An 18,820-nucleotide genomic window follows, 5' to 3' on the forward strand; every position below is an offset into this window, starting at 1 on the left:
AACACAGAGGCCCGGAGAACACGGAGGTTTTAGACGATGGGATGATAGACATAAGACAAAAAATTACTGCTCCGCTCTTTCGTCTTGTGTCTTTTTTCTTTCTTCCCGATAGGCTCCGTGCCTCTGTGTTGAAAACCATTTTTTAAACCACGCAACAGATGAAAAAATCACTCAACGTCGGTATCGTTGGCTATAAGTTCATGGGCAAGGCGCATAGCAACGCCTGGAAAAAAGCCCCACTCTTTTTCGATGTACCCAGTCAGCCAATTCTGAAAGTAGCCTGCGGACGGAATCAGGCATCTCTGGACGAGTTTGCCAGAAACTGGGGTTGGGAAGAAACCGAAACTGACTGGCAAAAACTGGTTTCCCGGCCTGATATTGACATTGTTGATATCGCCCTGCCGCAACAGCTGCACTACGACGTAGCCATTGCCGCTGCCAAAGCCGGGAAGCATATCTTCTGCGAAAAGCCACTGGCCATGAACAGTCAGCAGGCGGCTGAAATGCTGAAAGTGTGCCAGGAGAACAACGTCGTTCATTACCTCAACCACAATTATCGCCGGTTACCAGCGGTGCAACTGGCTAAAAAACTGATCGACGACGGGAAGATTGGCCGTATTTTTCACTGGCGCTGTGCTTACCAGCAAGACTGGATTGTTGACCCTAATTTCCCGCTGACGTGGCAATTGCGCAAAGAAACCGCCCAGGCCGGACCGCAGTGGGATCTGAACTCGCACGCCGTCGATCTGGCTCATTTCCTTGTTGGTGATATTGCGACGGTATCGGCCCTGACGACCAACTTTATCACCGAGCGACCAATTGCCGACGAGTCGACCTCGGGAAACCTGAGCGCGCAAACCAAAGGCGACGAAAAAGGTCCCGTTACGGTGGAGGATGCTGCGCTGATGCTGGTCGAGTTTGCGAGTGGGGCCGTGGGCTCGTTCGAAGCGACCCGCTTTGCCAGTGGTCGAAAAAACGGACTGACGTTTGAAATATACGGCAGCGAAGGCAGCGTTACGTTCGATCTGGAGCGTATGAACGAACTACGCTACTTCTCGCGGAACGACCCCGAAGGCGAGCAGGGTTTCCGGACCATTCTGGCGACTGATCCAACGCATGCCTATATGCAGCACTGGTGGCCAGCGGGACACATCATTGGTTACGAACACACCTTCGTTCACGCCGTCGTCGATTTCCTGAATGCTATTGACAAGCAGACTACCATCGAACCCAACTTCGCGGACGGTCTGAAAACGATTCAGGTGCTGGAAGCGGGCTTACGTTCGGCGGAAAGTGGCCAGCGGGTGCGTATGAACTAATTGCGATTGCCAGGATGACCCGATACAACAACAAAAAAGCCTGCAGGAATCTGTTCCCGCAGGCTTTCAAAGGTTAACCTAAAAGCTACTTTCTCTACTTATTTATCGTCTTTCAGCGTGGCCAGAAAGCTCACAACATCCCGAATTTCCCGTTTGGTAAGCAGGTACTTCATCTCCGGCATACTCGACGGGGCAGTTTCCCGTTTGGCGATCTGAGCTTTCGGAATAACGGTGTCGGGCTTGTCGCCGACTTTCACCGTAACGCCCGTAGCGGTTTCACCCTGCAGGATGCCACTAACCGTTTTACCATTTTTGAGTTTCAGCGTTACCGTTCCAAATCCGGGAGCCAGGCGGGCACTGGGATTGATCAGCGCTTCCAGCAATTGCTCGCGGGTAAGTCGGCTAGCTACACCGTTCAAACGGGGACCGGCGTTGCCACCCAGATCGTCGTAAGCGTGGCAGCGGATACACTGCGCCGTCTGGTGGCGGAAGAAAATTCGCCGACCCAGATCAGGTTCGCCACCCAGCAGACTGCCTTTATACGTAGCGGCCAGGGCATCCGGCGATAGCTTGGCCATCTGAGCCTTGTACTTCGTAATCAGCGGGGCTGAGTGTGTACTGTCGATGGCCTCTTCCAGTTCCAGCTGTAGTTCAGACGGCATCGTTCCGGCCGACATTTTCGCCAGTAACTGATCGAACAGTTTTTGTGAACTGGCAATAGGCAGCTTACCGAGTGTAAGCAGGGCCGCCTGTTTTTCCTCCGTCGTACGCGTATCGATTACCTCCGTCAGGAGCGTTACCATCCGATCGTTGGCCATGTCGGATTTCGCCAGCATATCTAACCCGGCGACCCGAACATTCTTTTCTTTATCAGCCAGCGCCTGTTCAACGGCTTTGTTCAGTTGCTTGTCGTTCAGAGAAGCCAGCGTTTGCAAAGCCGCGATGCGAGCCACCGCTTCCTTATCCGACGTTACCAGCCGGAAAACTGATTCGCCAGCGTCGGTCAGATTCAGTTTTGTTATCGCTTTCAGGGCGCTCAGGCGTAGGGGCAACTGTGGGTTCGTCAGCATCTTGACATAGGTCTCAGCCGTCTTGCTTTTGAGTAATGTCGGATCGCGCTCAACCTTGCCTCGGTAGCGACCATCCACCCGATCCAGCACCGACGGGCTGGCCCAGGTGCTCAGGGCGTCCAGGGCTTCGGCCCGCATCGCAACGGGCGCGCCGTCTTTGTCGGCATACGTAATCAGCGTTTGCATCGCTTCGGGTGAACCCACGCGCAGGTTGGCGTTGATAGCGCGACGAACCAGCGCTTCGTTGGTAAAGTTGGTCGTTTGCAGCACCTTGCCCAGTGCTGGCAGGGCATCCGGAATCGACAGATCATCGTTGATACCCCGGGCAGCCTCCGTGACGATAAACTCATCCTTATCGGTCAGGAAAGCGGCAATGCCCGGATCGCTCATGCGACGTAACGCCACGACGGCACCGATACGTACCGCCCGAGACGGATGACTGGCCAAAGCCGCAACGGGTGCAGCTTTACCAATCCGGGCCAGAGCCAGACTGGCTGCATGGCGGATGTAGGCGTCCTCGTCGTTGTTGGCTTCCAGTAGACTGATAAGTGGTTGAACTGCGGGGTCGTAGCTGATACGTCCCAGGGCCTCAGCGGCAAAGAAACGAGTGCGGCTGTTGCTGTCTTTCAGCAATGGAATTAATGCTTCGCCTGCTTCTTTGTAGCGAACATCGCCCAGCCATTTGGCCGCCTGTGCCCGAATTTCGGGATCTTTGTCGGTCAGTAGTGGCATCAACGACTGGCCGTACTGTTTGTCCTGCCGGGTCAACTGGCTGAGGCCCCAGATGCCGTGGATACGAGCTAGCTGGTTGTCTGTCTGTTTGCTAGCTGCCGTCAGCACCGTAGCTCCTTTCGCGCCCCGGCTAACCAGTGCGAACTGTGCTTTCTGCCGAACACGCATATCTGGGTTTTTCAGGAGTTCGCCCAGAGCCGCGCCCGAACGACCGGCAAATTTCTCCGCCAGCAGCGCTTTGGTAAGTTTACGCTCGGCAGAGGCTGCACCAGCTTTATCGTCCAGTTTCCAGATACGGCCGTAATCTTTTGTGTCCCAGCCATTGATCCAGTCGGCTACATACAGGGCACCATCCGGGCCAAAGTCGATGCCGGTAGCGAGTATATTGCCTAACACCTTTTTCTGCTCGCCCAGCTCAAACGACGCCCCTTTGGGCTTCAGTTTGAACGAGTGAATACCCGACCGGGCGGGTCCACCGACGAATTCAGCAATGAAAAACGAGTTTTTGTAGGCCGGACTCAGCGCCGTGCCGGGATTGTAGCGCATACCCGCCGGACCACTCACGAAGTTGGCAATGGTTGGCGTGATGTAAGCTGCCTGGCCTTCGAAGCGGGGTAAATACATCCGTTCGTCCATCCATACTTTGTACGTATTGTTTTTGGGGTCGCGGTATTTGCCGTACTGCCAGTTGCTGCGCCAGCCCGTATCGGACCCGTTGACGATATACACCAGGCGCTCTTTCTCACCCGGATGGTCGCCATCGTTGTCCTCACTGATCAGGTTGCCGTACTCATCGAACACAAACTCGTGCGTGTTCCGAACGCCGTACGCAAAGACTTCAAAATCGCTGCCGTCGGGGTTCGAGCGAACGATGACGCCACTGTTTGGGTGTGACCAGGTTTTGCCATCGGGACCTTTGCCGTTGAAGCCAATGTCGCCGATCTGCCAGTAAATCCGGCCGTCGGGGCCCATCTCCACGCCCGACATGCCGTGGCCGCTGAAGCCGACATGGATACCGTAGCCGTGCGAAATGGACGTTTTCGTTTCGGCGATGCCATCGCCGTCTTTGTCTTTCATGCGCCACAGGTCGGGGCCAACCGCTACGTATAGGTCGTCGCCGTGCTTCATCACGCCACCCGCTACGTCGGTCACTTCATCATTGAAATCACTAACAACCAGTTGCGACAGGTCAGCAACGCCATCGCCGGACGTATCATCAATGCGATATACGTTTTCCTTCTCGACGGTCAGATCCCGCCAGTCGTGGGAACCGTCGCCGTTGAGGTCTTTCAGCCATTCGTTTTTGGCGCTGTTTTCCGGGGCGAGCACCCGGCGCAGGAAGGCACGTTTGTCCTCGATACTCTGTAGCTGGTTCGAGGCAATTTCCCAATCCTGGTGCCCCCGAATGTCGAACTCCGAGTTTTTCTGCCGATTCGTCCGGGTGTAGTACAAACTCCCATTGTCGTCGATATCAATGGCGATCGGGTCGGCCACCAGCGAGTCGACACCCCACAGTTTCAGCGTGAGGCCTTCAGCCAGTTCGGGGGTTACGGTAGCCTCAATAGCTTTGGCCAATTGCGCGGCTTTCTCGGGTACCATACGCTTGATACGCCGATCGATCGGATCTTTGGCGGACTGGTACCCAACCAGACAAAAGGCGGGAATCAGCGTACTGAGCCAGATTAGTTTTTTTGTTTTTTGCATGCGGGCAGGAATTGTTGGATATGCTGGCGGCCGTTTTTAAGACCAATGAATTTTAGCAGTATGCTGCACTGATAGCCTGCTTTGTCAATAGTGCTTGATTGTGAGCCCCCGGTGCGTAGGAATAAGCGCCAACCGGCCGCTTTTTACCGTACATTCTCCGGTAATTAGTTGTGAAAGGGCTTTTTTACGCGTTAAATCGGCCTATTTTGCTCCCGACTTACATATCTTCCTGTTCTTCATATAGCATTACCCTCGTGAAAAGGAAATTTCTGACCATTGCCTGTAGCGGGCTAACTGTTCTAACCGGCCTGAGCAGCTGCTCGACTGAAACAAAAAAAGCCTCTCTAGTAGGTACCTGGCAATTAATAGCCGCTACGGCTACGGAGAACGATTCGACGTACTCTACGTTCAGCCCCGGGCAAAACATGATCAAGGTGATCAACGACACCCATTTTGCGTTTCTGAATCATCCCGCTGGCGGGACTGGTGATTCCACACAGGCGTTTTCGGCGGGGGGTGGGCACTACACGCTGGCTGATAGTGCCTACACCGAGCATTTGGATTACTTTGCCGACAAAGCCTGGGAAGGTCGTTCCTTTGACTTTGTTATTGAGATTAAGGGCGACACGCTGATTCAGAAAGGTGTCGAGAGAATACCCGAGCGTGGTATCGACCACATCATCATGGAGACCTACAAACGGGTAAAGGACTAAGCAACGACGATATGAAAGCAGACGCGGATTTGAATCGATTTCTGGAAGCCCAGCGCGACGACTATGACCGTGCGCTGGCGGAGATAAAACGGGGCCGCAAACAGGGCCACTGGATGTGGTACATCTTTCCGCAGCTCGCCGGGCTGGGGTTCAGTAGTACGGCTAAATTCTACGGGATCAAGAACCAGGCCGAAGCCAGCGACTATCTGGCGCATCCCGTCCTGGGGCCTCGACTGGTTGAGATTAGCACGGCCATAGTACAGGTAGAAGGCAAAACCGCCAACCAGATCCTGGGCAGTCCCGACGATCTGAAGCTGCGTTCCTGCATGACCCTGTTCTCACTGGTGAAACCCACCAATCCGGTTTTTCAAGCCGTTCTGGATACCTATTACGGTGGAAAACCGGATGAGAAGACGCTGGAACTGGTGGGGCACAAATCGTGATTAAGACCTATGAAAGCATTTTTCTATTCAGGCCTGTTATTGTGTGCTATCGTAGTTGCAAACGTATTGTTGTGGATGAGCGCATCAGCAAAGGAAGCTGCTTTCGATCAGGCAAAAGCTTTGTACCTAAGCTATTTTCCAGGATTCTTAAGCAATGCTAACGTTCTAACATTCATGAGTATTGTCTTATGCTGCCTTTCGATTTATCTGCTCATTCGTTCACAGTATCAACTCAGCAGCATTTATCGCGGTATAAGTGTGCTATTTACAATCGTGAATGGTGTACTAATTAGTTGGTACTTATTTACTCTGATGTGAATGGGTTTATCCTTGACTGCTCTTACCCATACTGCCTGGATGTTTTCGGACCGGCATCATTCTGGCAGTATATTGCGCCCTGCTGCTATTCTGGAAATGAAGCAGCGGAGCTAACTGGTTGATAGAAAGTTTCTATCAGAAAAAAGAGGTATCAATGATTAATTTTCGGGAGAGAGCAAACTTCATCTGGTCGGTAGCCGACCTGTTGCGGGGAGACTATAAACAGGCAGAATACGGAAAAGTCATTCTGCCACTCACCGTGTTACGTCGGCTCGATTGCCTGCTGGAGCCGACAAAAGATGCAGTGCTGACGCAGTACGTAAAAATTCAGGATCAGTCAGAGACGATTGTCGACCGGATGCTGAACCGGACCACAACCTACCGGTTTCATAACCGCAGCAATTATACGTTCCAGAAACTAGTCGGTGACCCTGACAATGTAGCGGCTAATCTGCGTACTTACCTGAGTGGGTTTTCGACCAGTGTGCGGGACATCATGGAGCAGTTTCGCTTCGAAGATCAGATTGAACGACTGGACCGGGCCGATCTGCTCTATGTGGTCATCAAACGGTTTGCGGGGCTTGATCTGATCGATGTGAGCAGCCTCGAAATGGGTTACATCTTCGAGGAACTGATTCGGAAGTTTGCCGAAATATCCAACGAAACCGCCGGGGAGCATTTTACGCCCCGTGAGGTCATCGAACTGATGGTCAACCTGCTGTTTATCGACGAAACGGATATTTACAAAAAAGGCGCTATCCGCACGTTATACGACCCAACGGCGGGTACCGGGGGGATGCTTTCGGTGGCCGATGCCTTCATCAAAAGCCAGAATCCGGATGCCACGCTGCTGCTTTTCGGACAGGAGATCAACCCGGAGTCGTACGCCATCTGTAAGTCCGACATGCTCATCAAAGGGCAGGAACCCGGTAACATTCGGGAGGGTGATACGCTCAAAGAAGACCATCACGCCAGCGAAACGTTCGATTATATGTTATCGAACCCGCCGTTTGGGGTCGACTGGAAAAAGTCGGAGAAACTGGTAAAAGCCGAGCACGAAAAGAAAGGCTTTGCTGGTCGCTTTGGCCCTGGGCTGCCCCGGATCAATGACGGATCGCTATTGTTCCTGCTGCATATGACGGCCAAAATGAAAGCCGTTCAGGTGGGTGGGTCGCGGATCGGTATTGTGCTGAACGGATCGCCCCTGTTCACGGGTGGGGCTGGCAGTGGGGAAAGCGAGATTCGCCGGTGGATTATCGAGAACGATATGCTCGAAGCCATCGTTGCCCTGCCCGATCAGTTATTCTACAACACGGGCATCAGTACGTACATCTGGATTGTAACCAACCACAAGTCCCGGCAGCGAAAAGGGAAGGTTCAGCTAATTAATGCGACGACCTGTTTTCAGAAAATGAGCCGTAGCCTGGGCAACAAACGGAACGAAATATCAGCGGCCCAGATTCAGGAAATAACCCGGCTCTACGGTGAGTTTGCCGAAAGTGAGCAGGTGAAAATCTACCCCAACGAGTTTTTTGGCTACAGTCGCATTACGGTCGAGCGGCCTGTCGTGGATGCCGATGGGAAGCCCGTTTCCAAAAAAGGGCGTAAGAGCGCACCGCTGTTTCCGGATGCGACGGCCCCCGTTTACGAACCCGATACGAGCCTGCGCGACGCCGAGAATGTGCCCCTGCTGGACGACATTCAGACGTATTTCGAGCGGGAAGTGAAACCCCACGTACCGGACGCGTGGATCGATCACAGCAAAACGAAAATCGGCTACGAGATCAACTTCACAAAATACTTCTACCAGTACAAACCGTTACGGTCGCTGGCGGAAATACGGGCCGACATTCTGGCGCTGGAAGCAGAAACGGAAGGCCTGATTCACGAAGTACTGGATTAGATTTATGAACCAACACGATCTCGACTGGCTGCCGGAACTGACCAGTCAGCTAACCCCGCCCAGGATTACCGAAAGAACACTGTTCGACCTGCTGGGCGTATCGACCCGCGAGCTGCCTATCAGCCGGGTGCTGGCGTACTATCTGGACGAAAACGAAGCCCACGGCCTTGGTCGCCTGTTTCTGGATAGCCTGCTGGTCTGTATGAATAAAGACAGCAACGATTTCCCGTCGCCCTACAGAGTCGTGCGCGAATGGAGCAACATCGATATTCTGATTAAGGGGGAGGCTGGTGACTGGGCGGTTATTCTGGAAAACAAGATTAACCACGTACTCAACAACGACCTAGCCAAGTACTGGAGGGATGTAACGGCCAATCATAAAGCCGGGGTCGTCGTTACGTTGAACGAACAGAGCCTCGAAAACTACGTGCCAGAAGAGGGTTCGGATTTTAACTTCGTCAACGTAACGCACCTTGCCTGGCTGGAACAGGTGAAACACGCCAACCCGAACCTGATAAATCCGTACCCCGACGTTCGGCAATGGGTGTTAATCAACGACTTTCTGACAACTATGGAAAACACCACAAACGCGCTGAAGGACGCCCCCAGCATCAACCGGAATATCCGGTTGCTTCAGGCATATAGTAACGATATTGGCAAGGTGGTAGAAGCCCAAAAAGCCGGACAGGAATACGTCAGAAAACTTATTCATAGTGTCTTCGCCGGGTACGGGTTTGATGAACGAAAGAAAGGGTTCTTCTTTGACAACCGTGAGGCAGTGAAAAAGACTACTGACGCTATACCGCCCTTTCGGTTTTTCGTAGCCGATACAGTGGTAACTGATAATCATCTTGGTGTTTATTTTGAACTGCACGGAAGTGCGTGTCAGGATGGGAACACGTACAGAGATGCTATCAGCACGTTGATTGAACCACTTGGACTAAAGACCGACGAACACCAGAATCAGGCGAAACAGTTTTATCATTTAGCCATCACTAAAGAAGTCGTATTGGTATCTGACAATGATGATTTGCCTGAGAAACTGGCCGCAATCATTGGCAAATTCTTCAAGCCCATAGTCGAAAATAAATCACTGGTCGACTATTGCATTGACCTCTGGAAGCAAAAGCACGCTAATTCGAATGAATCTGTATAGTAATTACAAACCATCCGGGATCGACTGGATCGGCGATATTCCAAGTCATTGGGAGATTAAGAAGCTGAAATACGCAGTTTCAAAAATTGAAGAAGAAACTAAACAGAAAAATTTCTTAGTCGCCGTCGAAAACATTCAGAGTAGAACAGGAAAACTGGTCGGAATGGGCGAAGATAAAACGTATCAGGGTTCGATTAATTCATTTTCAAAAGGCGATGTAATATTTAACAAGCTCCGTCCCTATCTGGCGAAAGTGTATTATGCTTGTCAAGACGGGGGCTGTTTGGGAGAATTATTAGTTCTTAGGGGTAATCATGAAATCGATCAGAAATATCTTTTCTACCGAGCTATCTCCCAACCATTTATCGATATAGTAAACAGTTCGACAGAGGGTACTAAAATGCCTCGAGCCAATTGGGATGATTTTATCAAACATTTACCGGTTGCTCTGCCACCCCTCCCCGAACAAGCGGCCATTGCCCGTTACCTCGACGAAAAAACGGCTCAACTCGATACGCTCATTGACCGCAAACGGCGGCTGATCGACCTGTTACGCGAAGAGAAAGCCGCCCTGATCAACGAAGCTGTTACCAAAGGCATCGACCCCGACGCGCCCATGAAGGATTCCGGCATCGAGTGGCTCGGCGACATTCCGGCGCACTGGGAGGTGAAAAAGTTGAAGTATATCTCTCCGGAAATCAGTGTTGGTTTGGTAATAAATCCGTCGATATATCATGATCCAATAGGCACTGTTCCTATGTTAACCGGAAAAAACGTCCAGCCTTATATAATAAACTTATCTATTGTCTCCAAGATTACAAAAGACAGTAATGACGCTTTATGGAAAAGCCAGTTATTTGAAAATGACATCGTTGTAGTAAGAGTTGGTTACCCAGGGACAGCAGCCGTAATTCCATCCGATTTAAATAGATCTAATTGTGCATCAATGATGATAGTACGGAGAGGAAATTTTAATTCTCATTTTTTGTGCTACTGTTTTAATTCTAAGATAGGAAGAACTCAAGTAGAATTGGTTGAATATGGAGCTACTCTTAAACAATACAATATAAGCCATGCAATAGAGTTTGTATTTGCATTGCCTTCAATTGAAGAACAGAATGGAATCATTGATTATTTAAATGCCGAATCTGCCCGCATTGACTACACCGTCAATCGCATCGAACGGGAAATAGAGCTAATGCAGGAGTATCGAACGGCGCTTATTAGTGAAGTCGTGACGGGAAAAGTGAAAGTCTTTTAACTGTCTTACCACACCATGATAAACCAATCCCTTTCGTCGGCAGGTATCAACGCACTGATCGGGAGCGGGTAATCAGGTGGCATATAGCCGAGAAATTGTAAGAGAACAACGCCTGATTTAAAAGAAAATATTAAGAGTACTTGTTGTTAACTGGTTGACCATCAGGCAAGTGGCTTCTTTTGGTTGACTGATAATTTAAAAGAACTTAAGAGTATTTCTTCTTCAATGTCCATCACCACCGAGAAAACCTTTGAATCCGCCATTGTCGAGCATCTGACCAGTTCAGCGGGAGGCTGGCTGGCAGGGCGCGATCAGGAGTACGATAAGTTGCTGGCGCTGTTTCCTTCGTACGTCGTGTCCTTTCTGACAGAGACGCAGCCGAAGCAGTGGGAGAAGCTGGCGAAAATACACGGTCTCGCTGTTGAAACGAAACTCTTGCAGCGGCTCAGTAAAGAATTGGAATTACGGGGTACCCTGGACGTAATACGTAATGGCTTTACGGATTATGGTGTTACGTTCCGCATGAGTTACAGCAAACCCGAAAGTAGCCTCAATCCGGATACCCTGGCGCTTTACGGGAAGAATCAACTGCACGTAACCCGGCAACTGCACTACAGCGCTGCGAATACTAAATCCCTCGATCTGCTCCTTTCTGTCAATGGGCTGCCCGTGGCTACCGCCGAGTTGAAAAATCACTTCACCGGACAGACCGCCGACAATGCCCGGCGGCAGTTCAGCCAGGATCGGGATCCCAAAGAAACCCTGTTTCAGGGGAAATCCCGGACGCTCGTTCACTTTGCGGTTGACTCAGACGAAGTCTACATGACCACGAAGCTGGAAGAGGGCAAAACCCGCTTTCTGCCATTCAATCAGGGGAATGATAATGCCGCCGGGAACCCGCCTAATCCGGATGGCTACCAGACCAGCTACCTGTGGGAAACGATCTGGCAGCGGGATAGCTGGCTGGACATCATCAATCGGTTTCTGCACATTCAGACCGAAACGATCGAGGACAAGGCCACCGGCAAAACGCACAAACGGGAACGTATCATCTTTCCTCGTTACCATCAGCTGGAAGCCGTTCGGGCGCTGGCTAAAGATGCGCGGGCGGCAGGGGCGGGAAAAAATTATCTGATTCAGCATTCTGCCGGTTCAGGAAAAAGTAATTCCATTGCCTGGCTGGCGTATCGACTGTTCAGTCTGCACAACCTGGCGAACGAACGCGTATTCGATACCATTATCGTCATCACTGATCGTAAGGTACTGGATCAGCAACTGCAGAACACCATATACCAATTCGAGCATCGTACCGGCGTTGTGCAGAAGATCGACAAGGATACGCACCAGCTACGTGACGCCCTGCTTACGGGGAGTGGTATCGTTATTACAACGCTGCAGAAATTCCCCTTTGTGCTGGAATCCATCGACCGGGCGGCTAAGGACGAGACACTGAACAAAGCCGAATCCCTGCAAAGGATTGCGTCCCGGCGTTACGCCCTGATCGTCGACGAAGCGCACAGTTCGCAAGGAGGAGAAGCGTCCCGCAAGATGAAAGAAGTGCTGGCGGCTGCCTCGCTGGAAGAGGCCGAACAAGCAGAGGACGCCGAGCAGGGCGAAGACGGCGAGGACTTCATTCGGCGAGCCATGGAGACGCGGGGTCAGCAGCCCAACCTCAGCTTTTTTGCCTTTACGGCGACACCAAAGCAAAAAACGCTGAGCGTGTTTGGTACCCCTGACGTAGCGGGTAAGCCCCGGCCTTTCCACCTGTATTCCATGCGGCAGGCGATTGAGGAAGGGTTTATTCTGGACGTACTGGCCAATTACACAACCTACGAACTGTATTTCAAGCTCTCCAAGGCGATTGAGGACGACCCCGAACTGAATAAGAAAAAAGCATCGATTGCCATTGGTCGGTTCGTGTCGTTGCACCCGCATAACATCGCTCAGAAGACAGAAATTATCATTGAGCACTTCCGACAGGTAGTCAGTAAGAAGATAGGCGGAAAGGCCAAAGCAATGGTGGTTACAGGCTCCCGGCTTCACGCCTTACGCTATTACCTGGCTTTTAAAAATTACATCAGTCAGAAAGGGTACACGGAGATCAAAGCCCTGGTGGCCTTCTCGGGTAAAGTCATTGACGACCTCTTTCCGGAAGGCGTGACCGAAGTGCAGCTGAATGGCTTTGGCGAAAAAGAGCTGCCCGAAAAATTTGCTTCCGACGACTACCAGCTTCTTCTGGTGGCCAACAAATACCAGACAGGCTTCGACCAGCCCCTGCTGCATACCATGTATGTCGACAAGAAACTGAACGGCGTGCTGGCGGTGCAGACGCTATCGCGGTTGAACCGGACCCAGACCGGTAAGGAGGACACGTTCGTGCTTGATTTTGCCAACGATCGGGAAACGATTCTGGCTTCGTTCCAGCCTTACTACGAACTGACCACAGTAGCCGAAAGTACCGACCCGAATCTGCTGTATGATTTAAAAAATAAACTGGATGCGCGGCTGGTGTACTGGCAATCGGAAATCGACGGCTTCTGCAACGTTTTCTTTGATCCGGCCAGCAACGTAAAGGACCAGAAACGACTATATGGTTTTACCGGTCCCGCCGTCGACCGGTATCGTAACCTGCTGGAAGAGGAGCAGGATGAATTTAAACGGAACCTGACCCAATGGCTGCGGCTGTATGCGTTTCTGTCGCAGATCATGCCGTTTCAGGACGTGGCGCTGGAGAAATTATTCGTGTACGGCAAATACCTCAGCCTGAAACTTCCCAGGCAGGATATGGCCGAACGGCTGAAACTGAATGATGAAGTCGCACTGGATTACTACCGCCTGCAAAAGATTGCTGATAATGAACCAATCGTTCTGGAGTCGATGGGTGAGTATGGGCTAGAGGGCAGTAGTGAAACCGGCATGAAGCGCGACAAAGAAGAGAAAGCGCCCCTTTCGGATATAATCAACGTATTGAATGATCGGTATGGAATGGACTTCACCGAAGCCGATAAGCTCTTTTTTGATCAGATCGAACAGGAACTGGTTGACGATCAGAAGTTGGTTCATCAAGCCCAGAACAATACAATTGATAATTTCAGGTATGGCTTCCACGATGCGTTCATCGATAAACTGATTGACCGCATGGAACAGAACCAGGAAATCTCATCCCGCATCCTCAATGATAAAGATTTCGGTGGGACGGTAATTGATCTGATTCTGGAAAAGGTTTACAAACGGGTCAACAAATAGCTGTCAAATAGCAGCTGTCAACTGGGCAAAAAGAATGAGCGTAGCAGTCACTGCCACGCCCATTCTTTTTGTGCTAAACAAATAATTTACCATCCTGCTCCTGCAACGTCTGACGCTCAACGAGCTGATCGATTCTACTGATGATGATATTGCGGAATTCGGAACTGAGAGCTTTGTAGCCAAGTAGGACGCTTACTTCTTTGGCGGCTTCCTCCCGGGTAAGGAGTCTGGCCAGCCGTGTCGTGTGTTCCAGCGCCAGATCGATCTCGACAGGTGGGATATTAACCACTTTTCGCGCACCTGCCGGTGCCCGTTCGTCGCGCACTCTAACCTGAACCGGCTCATCCTTCAGAAATACGTATGGACCTTCCCGGATGACCAACTGCTCTCTGGAAAGTACCTCTACCCCTCTGGTCACTAACGTTCGAAATTTATCTCCCGCTCGGCTCAAACCCCATTGCTCACGCATCCGTGTCGTCAGTTCTTCGATGTGCATAGGAGCCTCAACCGCTAAAATTTTACGAACCATGGCGCTGATCTGGCCTGGATTTAGGGTATAAGGGTCTTCGGTAAATACCGGTAACCTTGGCGTAGTTAGATAAGGGACTGTGAACGAGTTTTCTTCCTCTTCGTCAGGTTTGCGGGTCAGGTGGAAAATGTTCTGCTCGTCTTCGGGCTTGACAATTGCCACCTGATCGGCATCCGTCAGGAGGGACAAGGCTTCATCGTAAGCAGCTTTGATTTTCGCTAACTCCTGATCCCTTCTGCGGAAGAAATCAATGCCCCACAGACGGTGAATTATCCAGCCTTTTGACTCCAGTATGGATTGACGCAAGCGGTCCCGCTCACGAGCTGACGGCGATGAATGGTAGGCAACGCCGTCGCACTCTATACCAATCACGTACCGTCCTTTTCGCTCTGGATCTACAACGGCTAAGTCAATGAAAAAACCCGCTATACCAACCTGCGTATGGACTTCCCAACCAAAGTTTGTCTCTAAAGCTTCTTTGACCGCATCTTCAAATGGACTGCCAGTCGGGCGTTCGCTTTGTTGAGCGACGTCCAGCAATCCTGTACGGGTGTAGTGCAGAAATTGCTTCAAACCGGCTACGCCCTCGCCGGTGTTTGGGCCGAGTTCAATATCCTGATCCGTAATTGACGCAAAAACATCACATCGTTTGCGAGCTCGGGATATAATTACATTCAGGCGACGTTCACCCCCCTGGCGGTTAAGTGGTCCGAAGTTCATGCTTAGTTTGCCGTGACTATCGCGGCCATAGCCAACGGAGAGGAAAATGACATCACGCTCGTCGCCCTGAACGTTTTCCAGGTTTTTGATAAAAAACGGTTCGTGTGGATACTGGCTGAAAAAGCTCTCGCATTGTGGCGTTTGTCTACGTAAGCGTTCGACTTCATCCTGTATGGCCCGTTGTTGAGCCATAGAAAAGGCCGCAACGCCCAGAGTTTGATCCGAATTACTTAGCGCGTGTTTAATAACTGCCTGTGCTACTGCTTTAGCTTCAATTTCGTTGGCCCGTGTGTTCGAGCGGTCGTAAACCCCCGGAACGGGCCGCCAAACCAGACCTAAACCGGCATTCTGCTTCCATGGGCTAGGAACAATATAAAGCTTATTTTCATAGTATCGTTTGTTGGAAACCGCAATGAGTGAATGGTGCTTACTTCGGTAATGCCACCGAAGCAGGGTATCCGTTAGCCCACGGGCCTTTCCTAACGATAGAATGCTCTCCAATTCTTTGGCCTTGACTAAACCCGCATCGGTGTTATCCTCCTCGCCATCCTGGTTTGTATCGTTGGATGTCAGTTTTGAGAAGAAATTACTCGGGGGGAGCTGTTTATCATCGCCAACCACAACAATCTGCCGACAACGCGCTACGGCACCCAGGGCATCGACGGGTTTTACCTGACTGGCTTCATCGATGACCAGCAAATCGAATTCAATTTTCCCTGGTTCGAGAAATTGAGCTACGGATAAGGGGCTCATCATAAAAACCGGTTTGAGGTCCTGTACAACCGATCCCGCCAGACTGAGCAACTGCCTGATGGGTTTATGCGAACGTTGCTTATTGACTTCCCCAAGGACAGTACCGATTGCCCCAACCGGGCGTCTGGGAGGTAGTTGCCGATAATGACTCGTCAGCACATTGACTTTAGCCAGGTGAAGTCGCTGGCGATCTGTGTGCTGGAAGGCTTTTACCTGTTGGTTATGAAAAGTGCCATCAAAATTTGCCAGCTCTCTATCATATAAATAAGACTGGTGAAGCTGCTGCTGGGCCACAATACGTTCATAAGCCGGTAGCAATTGCGCGTGGGTAACCTTATTCTGTTCAGCGAGGGCGATTAAGGAATCCAGAGGGCTATGCTTGTCTTTACCTTCCTGCAGAGCTTGCTGCCAGAATACCCAGTCGGGTAACAAGTCTAAGCTGTTACACCAGCTTGTAAGCGTTGATAGCCACTGATCCAGTGTAATGTGAATTTCTTCTTTGGTCTGAAAATAAGGCTCGGTTACTAACACTAACTCTGTTTGTAGTCGTTGCCAGTGACTGGCAAAATCGTCCAGTAACGTTTTAAGGCTGGCAGCATGGGTAATCGCTTGGTTAATATCGATGACTAACGCCTTTTCCCGGTTCGTTGAACTGTAGCCCCCTTCGGTGAGGTCTTCAATCCATTCGGCAATGGCTACCAGGCGCTGGCTGACGCCTTCCTCTTCCCAAAAACCACCAAACGCCTGTTGACCGATTGTCTGTTTAGACTGGATGATCTGATACGCATTCTGCCCGTCAACAATTCGGCTGATAAGCAGTAAACGCTCGTCAAACCCTTGCGGGAGCGAAACTCTCATATCAGCCGCTACGTGTTTCATAGCTTGTCGGTAATCGCCATACAGAAACTTATACCATTTACGACCGTGCTTCTCAATCTGTTGCCGAGACTGGCTCCAGTCGTTCTGCCACACGTGGGGTTGAGTCTGATCCTGTAACTCGTCCACAACCGATTCAAAGGCATATTTCGTTTTAGCAATAGATACCAGGGCTTTAGGAGCCTGTTCCCAGATCGGTTGATTGATCGGATCGAATTGGGAAACGGGTCGTTTGCTAGCGAGTTCTGACAGAATCTGTAAACGACTAACTGTGCCCATCGTCAGATCAGTAGTCTCAAACTGAAACACGCTGGCCAGAGGAGTGGCGATGTTGAGCTGGTCGGCAAGGTTTTTAATCAGACGTTTGAGTGTTGTTTCAAGACGTGATCGCTCCAGACCTGTGTATTGAGTAAGCTTAACGCCCCGCCACGGATTCGTTGTTAGATCTCCGACGTCTTTTAAACGGGACGACAGAGTATTTAGGAAATTTTTGTGATCCGTTACTGTCTGACGTGTCCAGGATTCCGCCCCAGGGAATTGGATGTTCATCTCTTCTCCCTGCGGCAATCCATGATACGCCAGCGTACCAATGTGAGTAAAAGGAGAATGGTATTCGGGTGATTGAACTGTATGAAGCCGCGATGGATGCTGGTTGAGCTGCGTTCGCTGATGCGTTAAATCATTATTCAATTCTGTTAACTCATCGGACGTAGGATTGCCTAACTCCCAGGTCGCTTTCAGCTCACCTGCTACAGCACTTTTGCGGGCTTTATTAGAGTGCAATTCCAGACACAGTACGCCCAGTCCTTCTTTTTCCAGGCGCTGTTTAACTACTTCCAGAGCTGCCAGTTTTTCGGCAAGGAATAATACTTTTTTACCATCCAGCACTGCCGTGGCAATGATATTGGTGATTGTCTGGCTTTTACCCGTACCGGGCGGTCCCTGAATAACGAGGTTGTGCCCCTCCCGAACCAGTTCAATAGCAATCGTTTGGGAGGTGTCGGCATCGACTACATGATCAAGCCGTTCAGCCGGAATGCGGTCATCCAACCGTTCTAGTCCTGTCCAACTGTTGGACGGTTCAGACTGCCAGGAGTCTGAATTAGGTACTAACAATCGGCGAACTAAACTATGTTGAAGAGGAGAATGCGACTCTGGCCATGAAGTGACATCCAGGTCCTTGTACATCAGAAACTTAGCAAACGAAAAGAAACCAACACACATACTGTCTGGCTCAACGGACCAGTCCGGCATTGTCATAATTGATTGCTCTACTTTAGCGAAATACTCTCTCAACGTAAACCCTTCGTTATCATCTGCATTGAGAAGGGGAATCGAGATGCCGAATTCAATACTGAGTTTTTCCGCCAATGACAGATTATCCTGAAAATCCTCCTCCCGCCATTTGATGGCGAATCGCTCACTGACTGACTGACGGATGAGGTCTACAGGAACTAATAGTAATGGAGCTACTCGTTCAGTATTGTTATTTGACTTATCAACCCATTTTAAGAAGCCAAGAGCTAAATACAGAATGTTGACTCCCTGTTCCTCAGTAATTGTCCGGGCTTCATTGTGCAAATCGAAAAGTCGACGCTGCAATACCTCCGGACTTAGACGAGTCTGGAGTTTGGAGTCAGTATGACGCTTTGCTTTACCAGTTGTTGTGTCCACCTCATCGTCCGGAAGAGGCAGTTCTACTAGATGATCAACATCATCAGTGACTACAAAACTCTCATGGGTGGTGCTCTTTTTAGTTAGCTCAACTTTGCCAGGCAAGAATGTAAACGTCTTTTTATCTGCTACAAGCCGCCTATACACTTCTTCGGACTTCTCATCAAAAATCTGAATAAGTCGAGCGCTCTTTGAACCAACGGGGATAGATATTAGCCGATTACGGGTTGACAGATCAAGTAATTCACGTCGGCTGCCATCTAACTGTTTTTGAATTGAATCAGTAGGGATAGTTGAATTCATGTATTCTCTGGTGATGGATACAAATAACCAGGTACTATATGGTATTCGTACAGGAATAAGATAGATTGGAAAGGTAAATTAGGAAAAACGGCTAACACTT

10 protein-coding genes are annotated in these 18,820 nt (G+C 50.5%); 8 read left to right on the forward strand and 2 right to left on the reverse strand.

Annotated elements, in window-relative coordinates; genetic code table 11:
- Positions 1 to 158 precede the first annotated feature (158 nt).
- A complete protein-coding gene (locus tag HU175_RS08695; RefSeq protein WP_176566222.1) occupies positions 159 to 1,319 on the forward strand; it encodes a Gfo/Idh/MocA family protein in 1,161 nt (386 codons plus the stop codon).
- Positions 1,320 to 1,417: 98 nt separating this feature from the next.
- On the opposite strand, the gene HU175_RS08700 is transcribed toward HU175_RS08695, so the two are convergent.
- Positions 1,418 to 4,825 carry a HEAT repeat domain-containing protein gene (locus tag HU175_RS08700; protein ID WP_176566223.1) on the reverse strand — a complete coding sequence of 1,136 codons (3,408 nt, stop codon included), beginning with the start codon at positions 4,823 to 4,825 and terminating at the stop codon, positions 1,418 to 1,420.
- A gap of 254 nt (positions 4,826 to 5,079) precedes the next feature.
- Between HU175_RS08700 and HU175_RS08705 the strand changes: the two genes are divergently transcribed.
- The 7 genes from HU175_RS08705 to HU175_RS08735 all read left to right on the forward strand — a co-directional run bounded on the left by HU175_RS08705 (position 5,080) and on the right by HU175_RS08735 (position 13,865).
- Positions 5,080 to 5,538 (forward strand): lipocalin-like domain-containing protein, encoded by a 459-nt coding sequence (locus HU175_RS08705; protein WP_228724369.1) that lies wholly within the window; start codon positions 5,080 to 5,082, stop codon positions 5,536 to 5,538.
- Between the two features lie 11 nt (positions 5,539 to 5,549).
- Entirely contained in the window at positions 5,550 to 5,981 is a 432-nt protein-coding gene (locus HU175_RS08710; RefSeq protein ID WP_176566224.1) for a DUF1810 domain-containing protein, read from the forward strand.
- Positions 5,982 to 5,990: 9 nt separating this feature from the next.
- On the forward strand, positions 5,991 to 6,299 hold the full coding sequence (locus tag HU175_RS08715) for a hypothetical protein (RefSeq protein WP_176566225.1): 309 nt from the start codon (positions 5,991 to 5,993) through the stop codon (positions 6,297 to 6,299).
- Positions 6,300 to 6,453: 154 nt separating this feature from the next.
- Positions 6,454 to 8,202 carry a class I SAM-dependent DNA methyltransferase gene (locus HU175_RS08720; RefSeq protein ID WP_176566226.1) on the forward strand — a complete coding sequence of 583 codons (1,749 nt, stop codon included), beginning with the start codon at positions 6,454 to 6,456 and terminating at the stop codon, positions 8,200 to 8,202.
- A gap of 4 nt (positions 8,203 to 8,206) precedes the next feature.
- Positions 8,207 to 9,358: a PD-(D/E)XK nuclease family protein gene (locus HU175_RS08725; RefSeq protein WP_176566227.1), complete on the forward strand. Its 1,152-nt coding sequence runs from the start codon at positions 8,207 to 8,209 to the stop codon at positions 9,356 to 9,358.
- The gene (locus HU175_RS08730; protein WP_176566228.1) at positions 9,345 to 10,619 is read left to right on the forward strand and encodes a restriction endonuclease subunit S; all 1,275 of its coding nucleotides are present in this window, start codon (positions 9,345 to 9,347) and stop codon (positions 10,617 to 10,619) included. Before HU175_RS08725 ends, HU175_RS08730 begins: the two co-directional genes overlap by 14 nt.
- 225 nt (positions 10,620 to 10,844) lie before the next feature.
- The gene (locus HU175_RS08735) at positions 10,845 to 13,865 is read left to right on the forward strand and encodes a type I restriction endonuclease subunit R (protein WP_176566229.1); all 3,021 of its coding nucleotides are present in this window, start codon (positions 10,845 to 10,847) and stop codon (positions 13,863 to 13,865) included.
- Positions 13,866 to 13,938: 73 nt separating this feature from the next.
- Here HU175_RS08735 and HU175_RS08740 read toward each other — a convergent pair whose 3' ends face one another.
- Positions 13,939 to 18,720, reverse strand: a complete 4,782-nt coding sequence (locus tag HU175_RS08740; RefSeq protein WP_176566230.1) for a DUF3320 domain-containing protein — start codon at positions 18,718 to 18,720, stop codon at positions 13,939 to 13,941.
- Positions 18,721 to 18,820: the final 100 nt, after the last annotated feature.

It is taken from the genome of Spirosoma sp. KUDC1026 (genome assembly GCF_013375035.1).
Classification (GTDB): Bacteria; Bacteroidota; Bacteroidia; order Cytophagales; family Spirosomataceae; genus Spirosoma.

What these genes read in the sequence shown, in the direction of transcription:
- HU175_RS08725 (WP_176566227.1), top strand. Translation starts at nt 8,207, where the DNA reads ATGAACCAACACGATCTCGACTGGCTGCCGGAACTGACCAGTCAGCTA.
- HU175_RS08695 (WP_176566222.1), top strand. Translation starts at nt 159, where the DNA reads ATGAAAAAATCACTCAACGTCGGTATCGTTGGCTATAAGTTCATGGGC.
- HU175_RS08720 (WP_176566226.1), top strand. Translation starts at nt 6,454, where the DNA reads ATGATTAATTTTCGGGAGAGAGCAAACTTCATCTGGTCGGTAGCCGAC.
- HU175_RS08740 (WP_176566230.1), bottom strand. Translation starts at nt 18,720, where the DNA reads ATGAATTCAACTATCCCTACTGATTCAATTCAAAAACAGTTAGATGGC.
- HU175_RS08715 (WP_176566225.1), top strand. Translation starts at nt 5,991, where the DNA reads ATGAAAGCATTTTTCTATTCAGGCCTGTTATTGTGTGCTATCGTAGTT.
- HU175_RS08730 (WP_176566228.1), top strand. Translation starts at nt 9,345, where the DNA reads ATGAATCTGTATAGTAATTACAAACCATCCGGGATCGACTGGATCGGC.
- HU175_RS08700 (WP_176566223.1), bottom strand. Translation starts at nt 4,825, where the DNA reads ATGCAAAAAACAAAAAAACTAATCTGGCTCAGTACGCTGATTCCCGCC.
- HU175_RS08710 (WP_176566224.1), top strand. Translation starts at nt 5,550, where the DNA reads ATGAAAGCAGACGCGGATTTGAATCGATTTCTGGAAGCCCAGCGCGAC.
- HU175_RS08735 (WP_176566229.1), top strand. Translation starts at nt 10,845, where the DNA reads ATGTCCATCACCACCGAGAAAACCTTTGAATCCGCCATTGTCGAGCAT.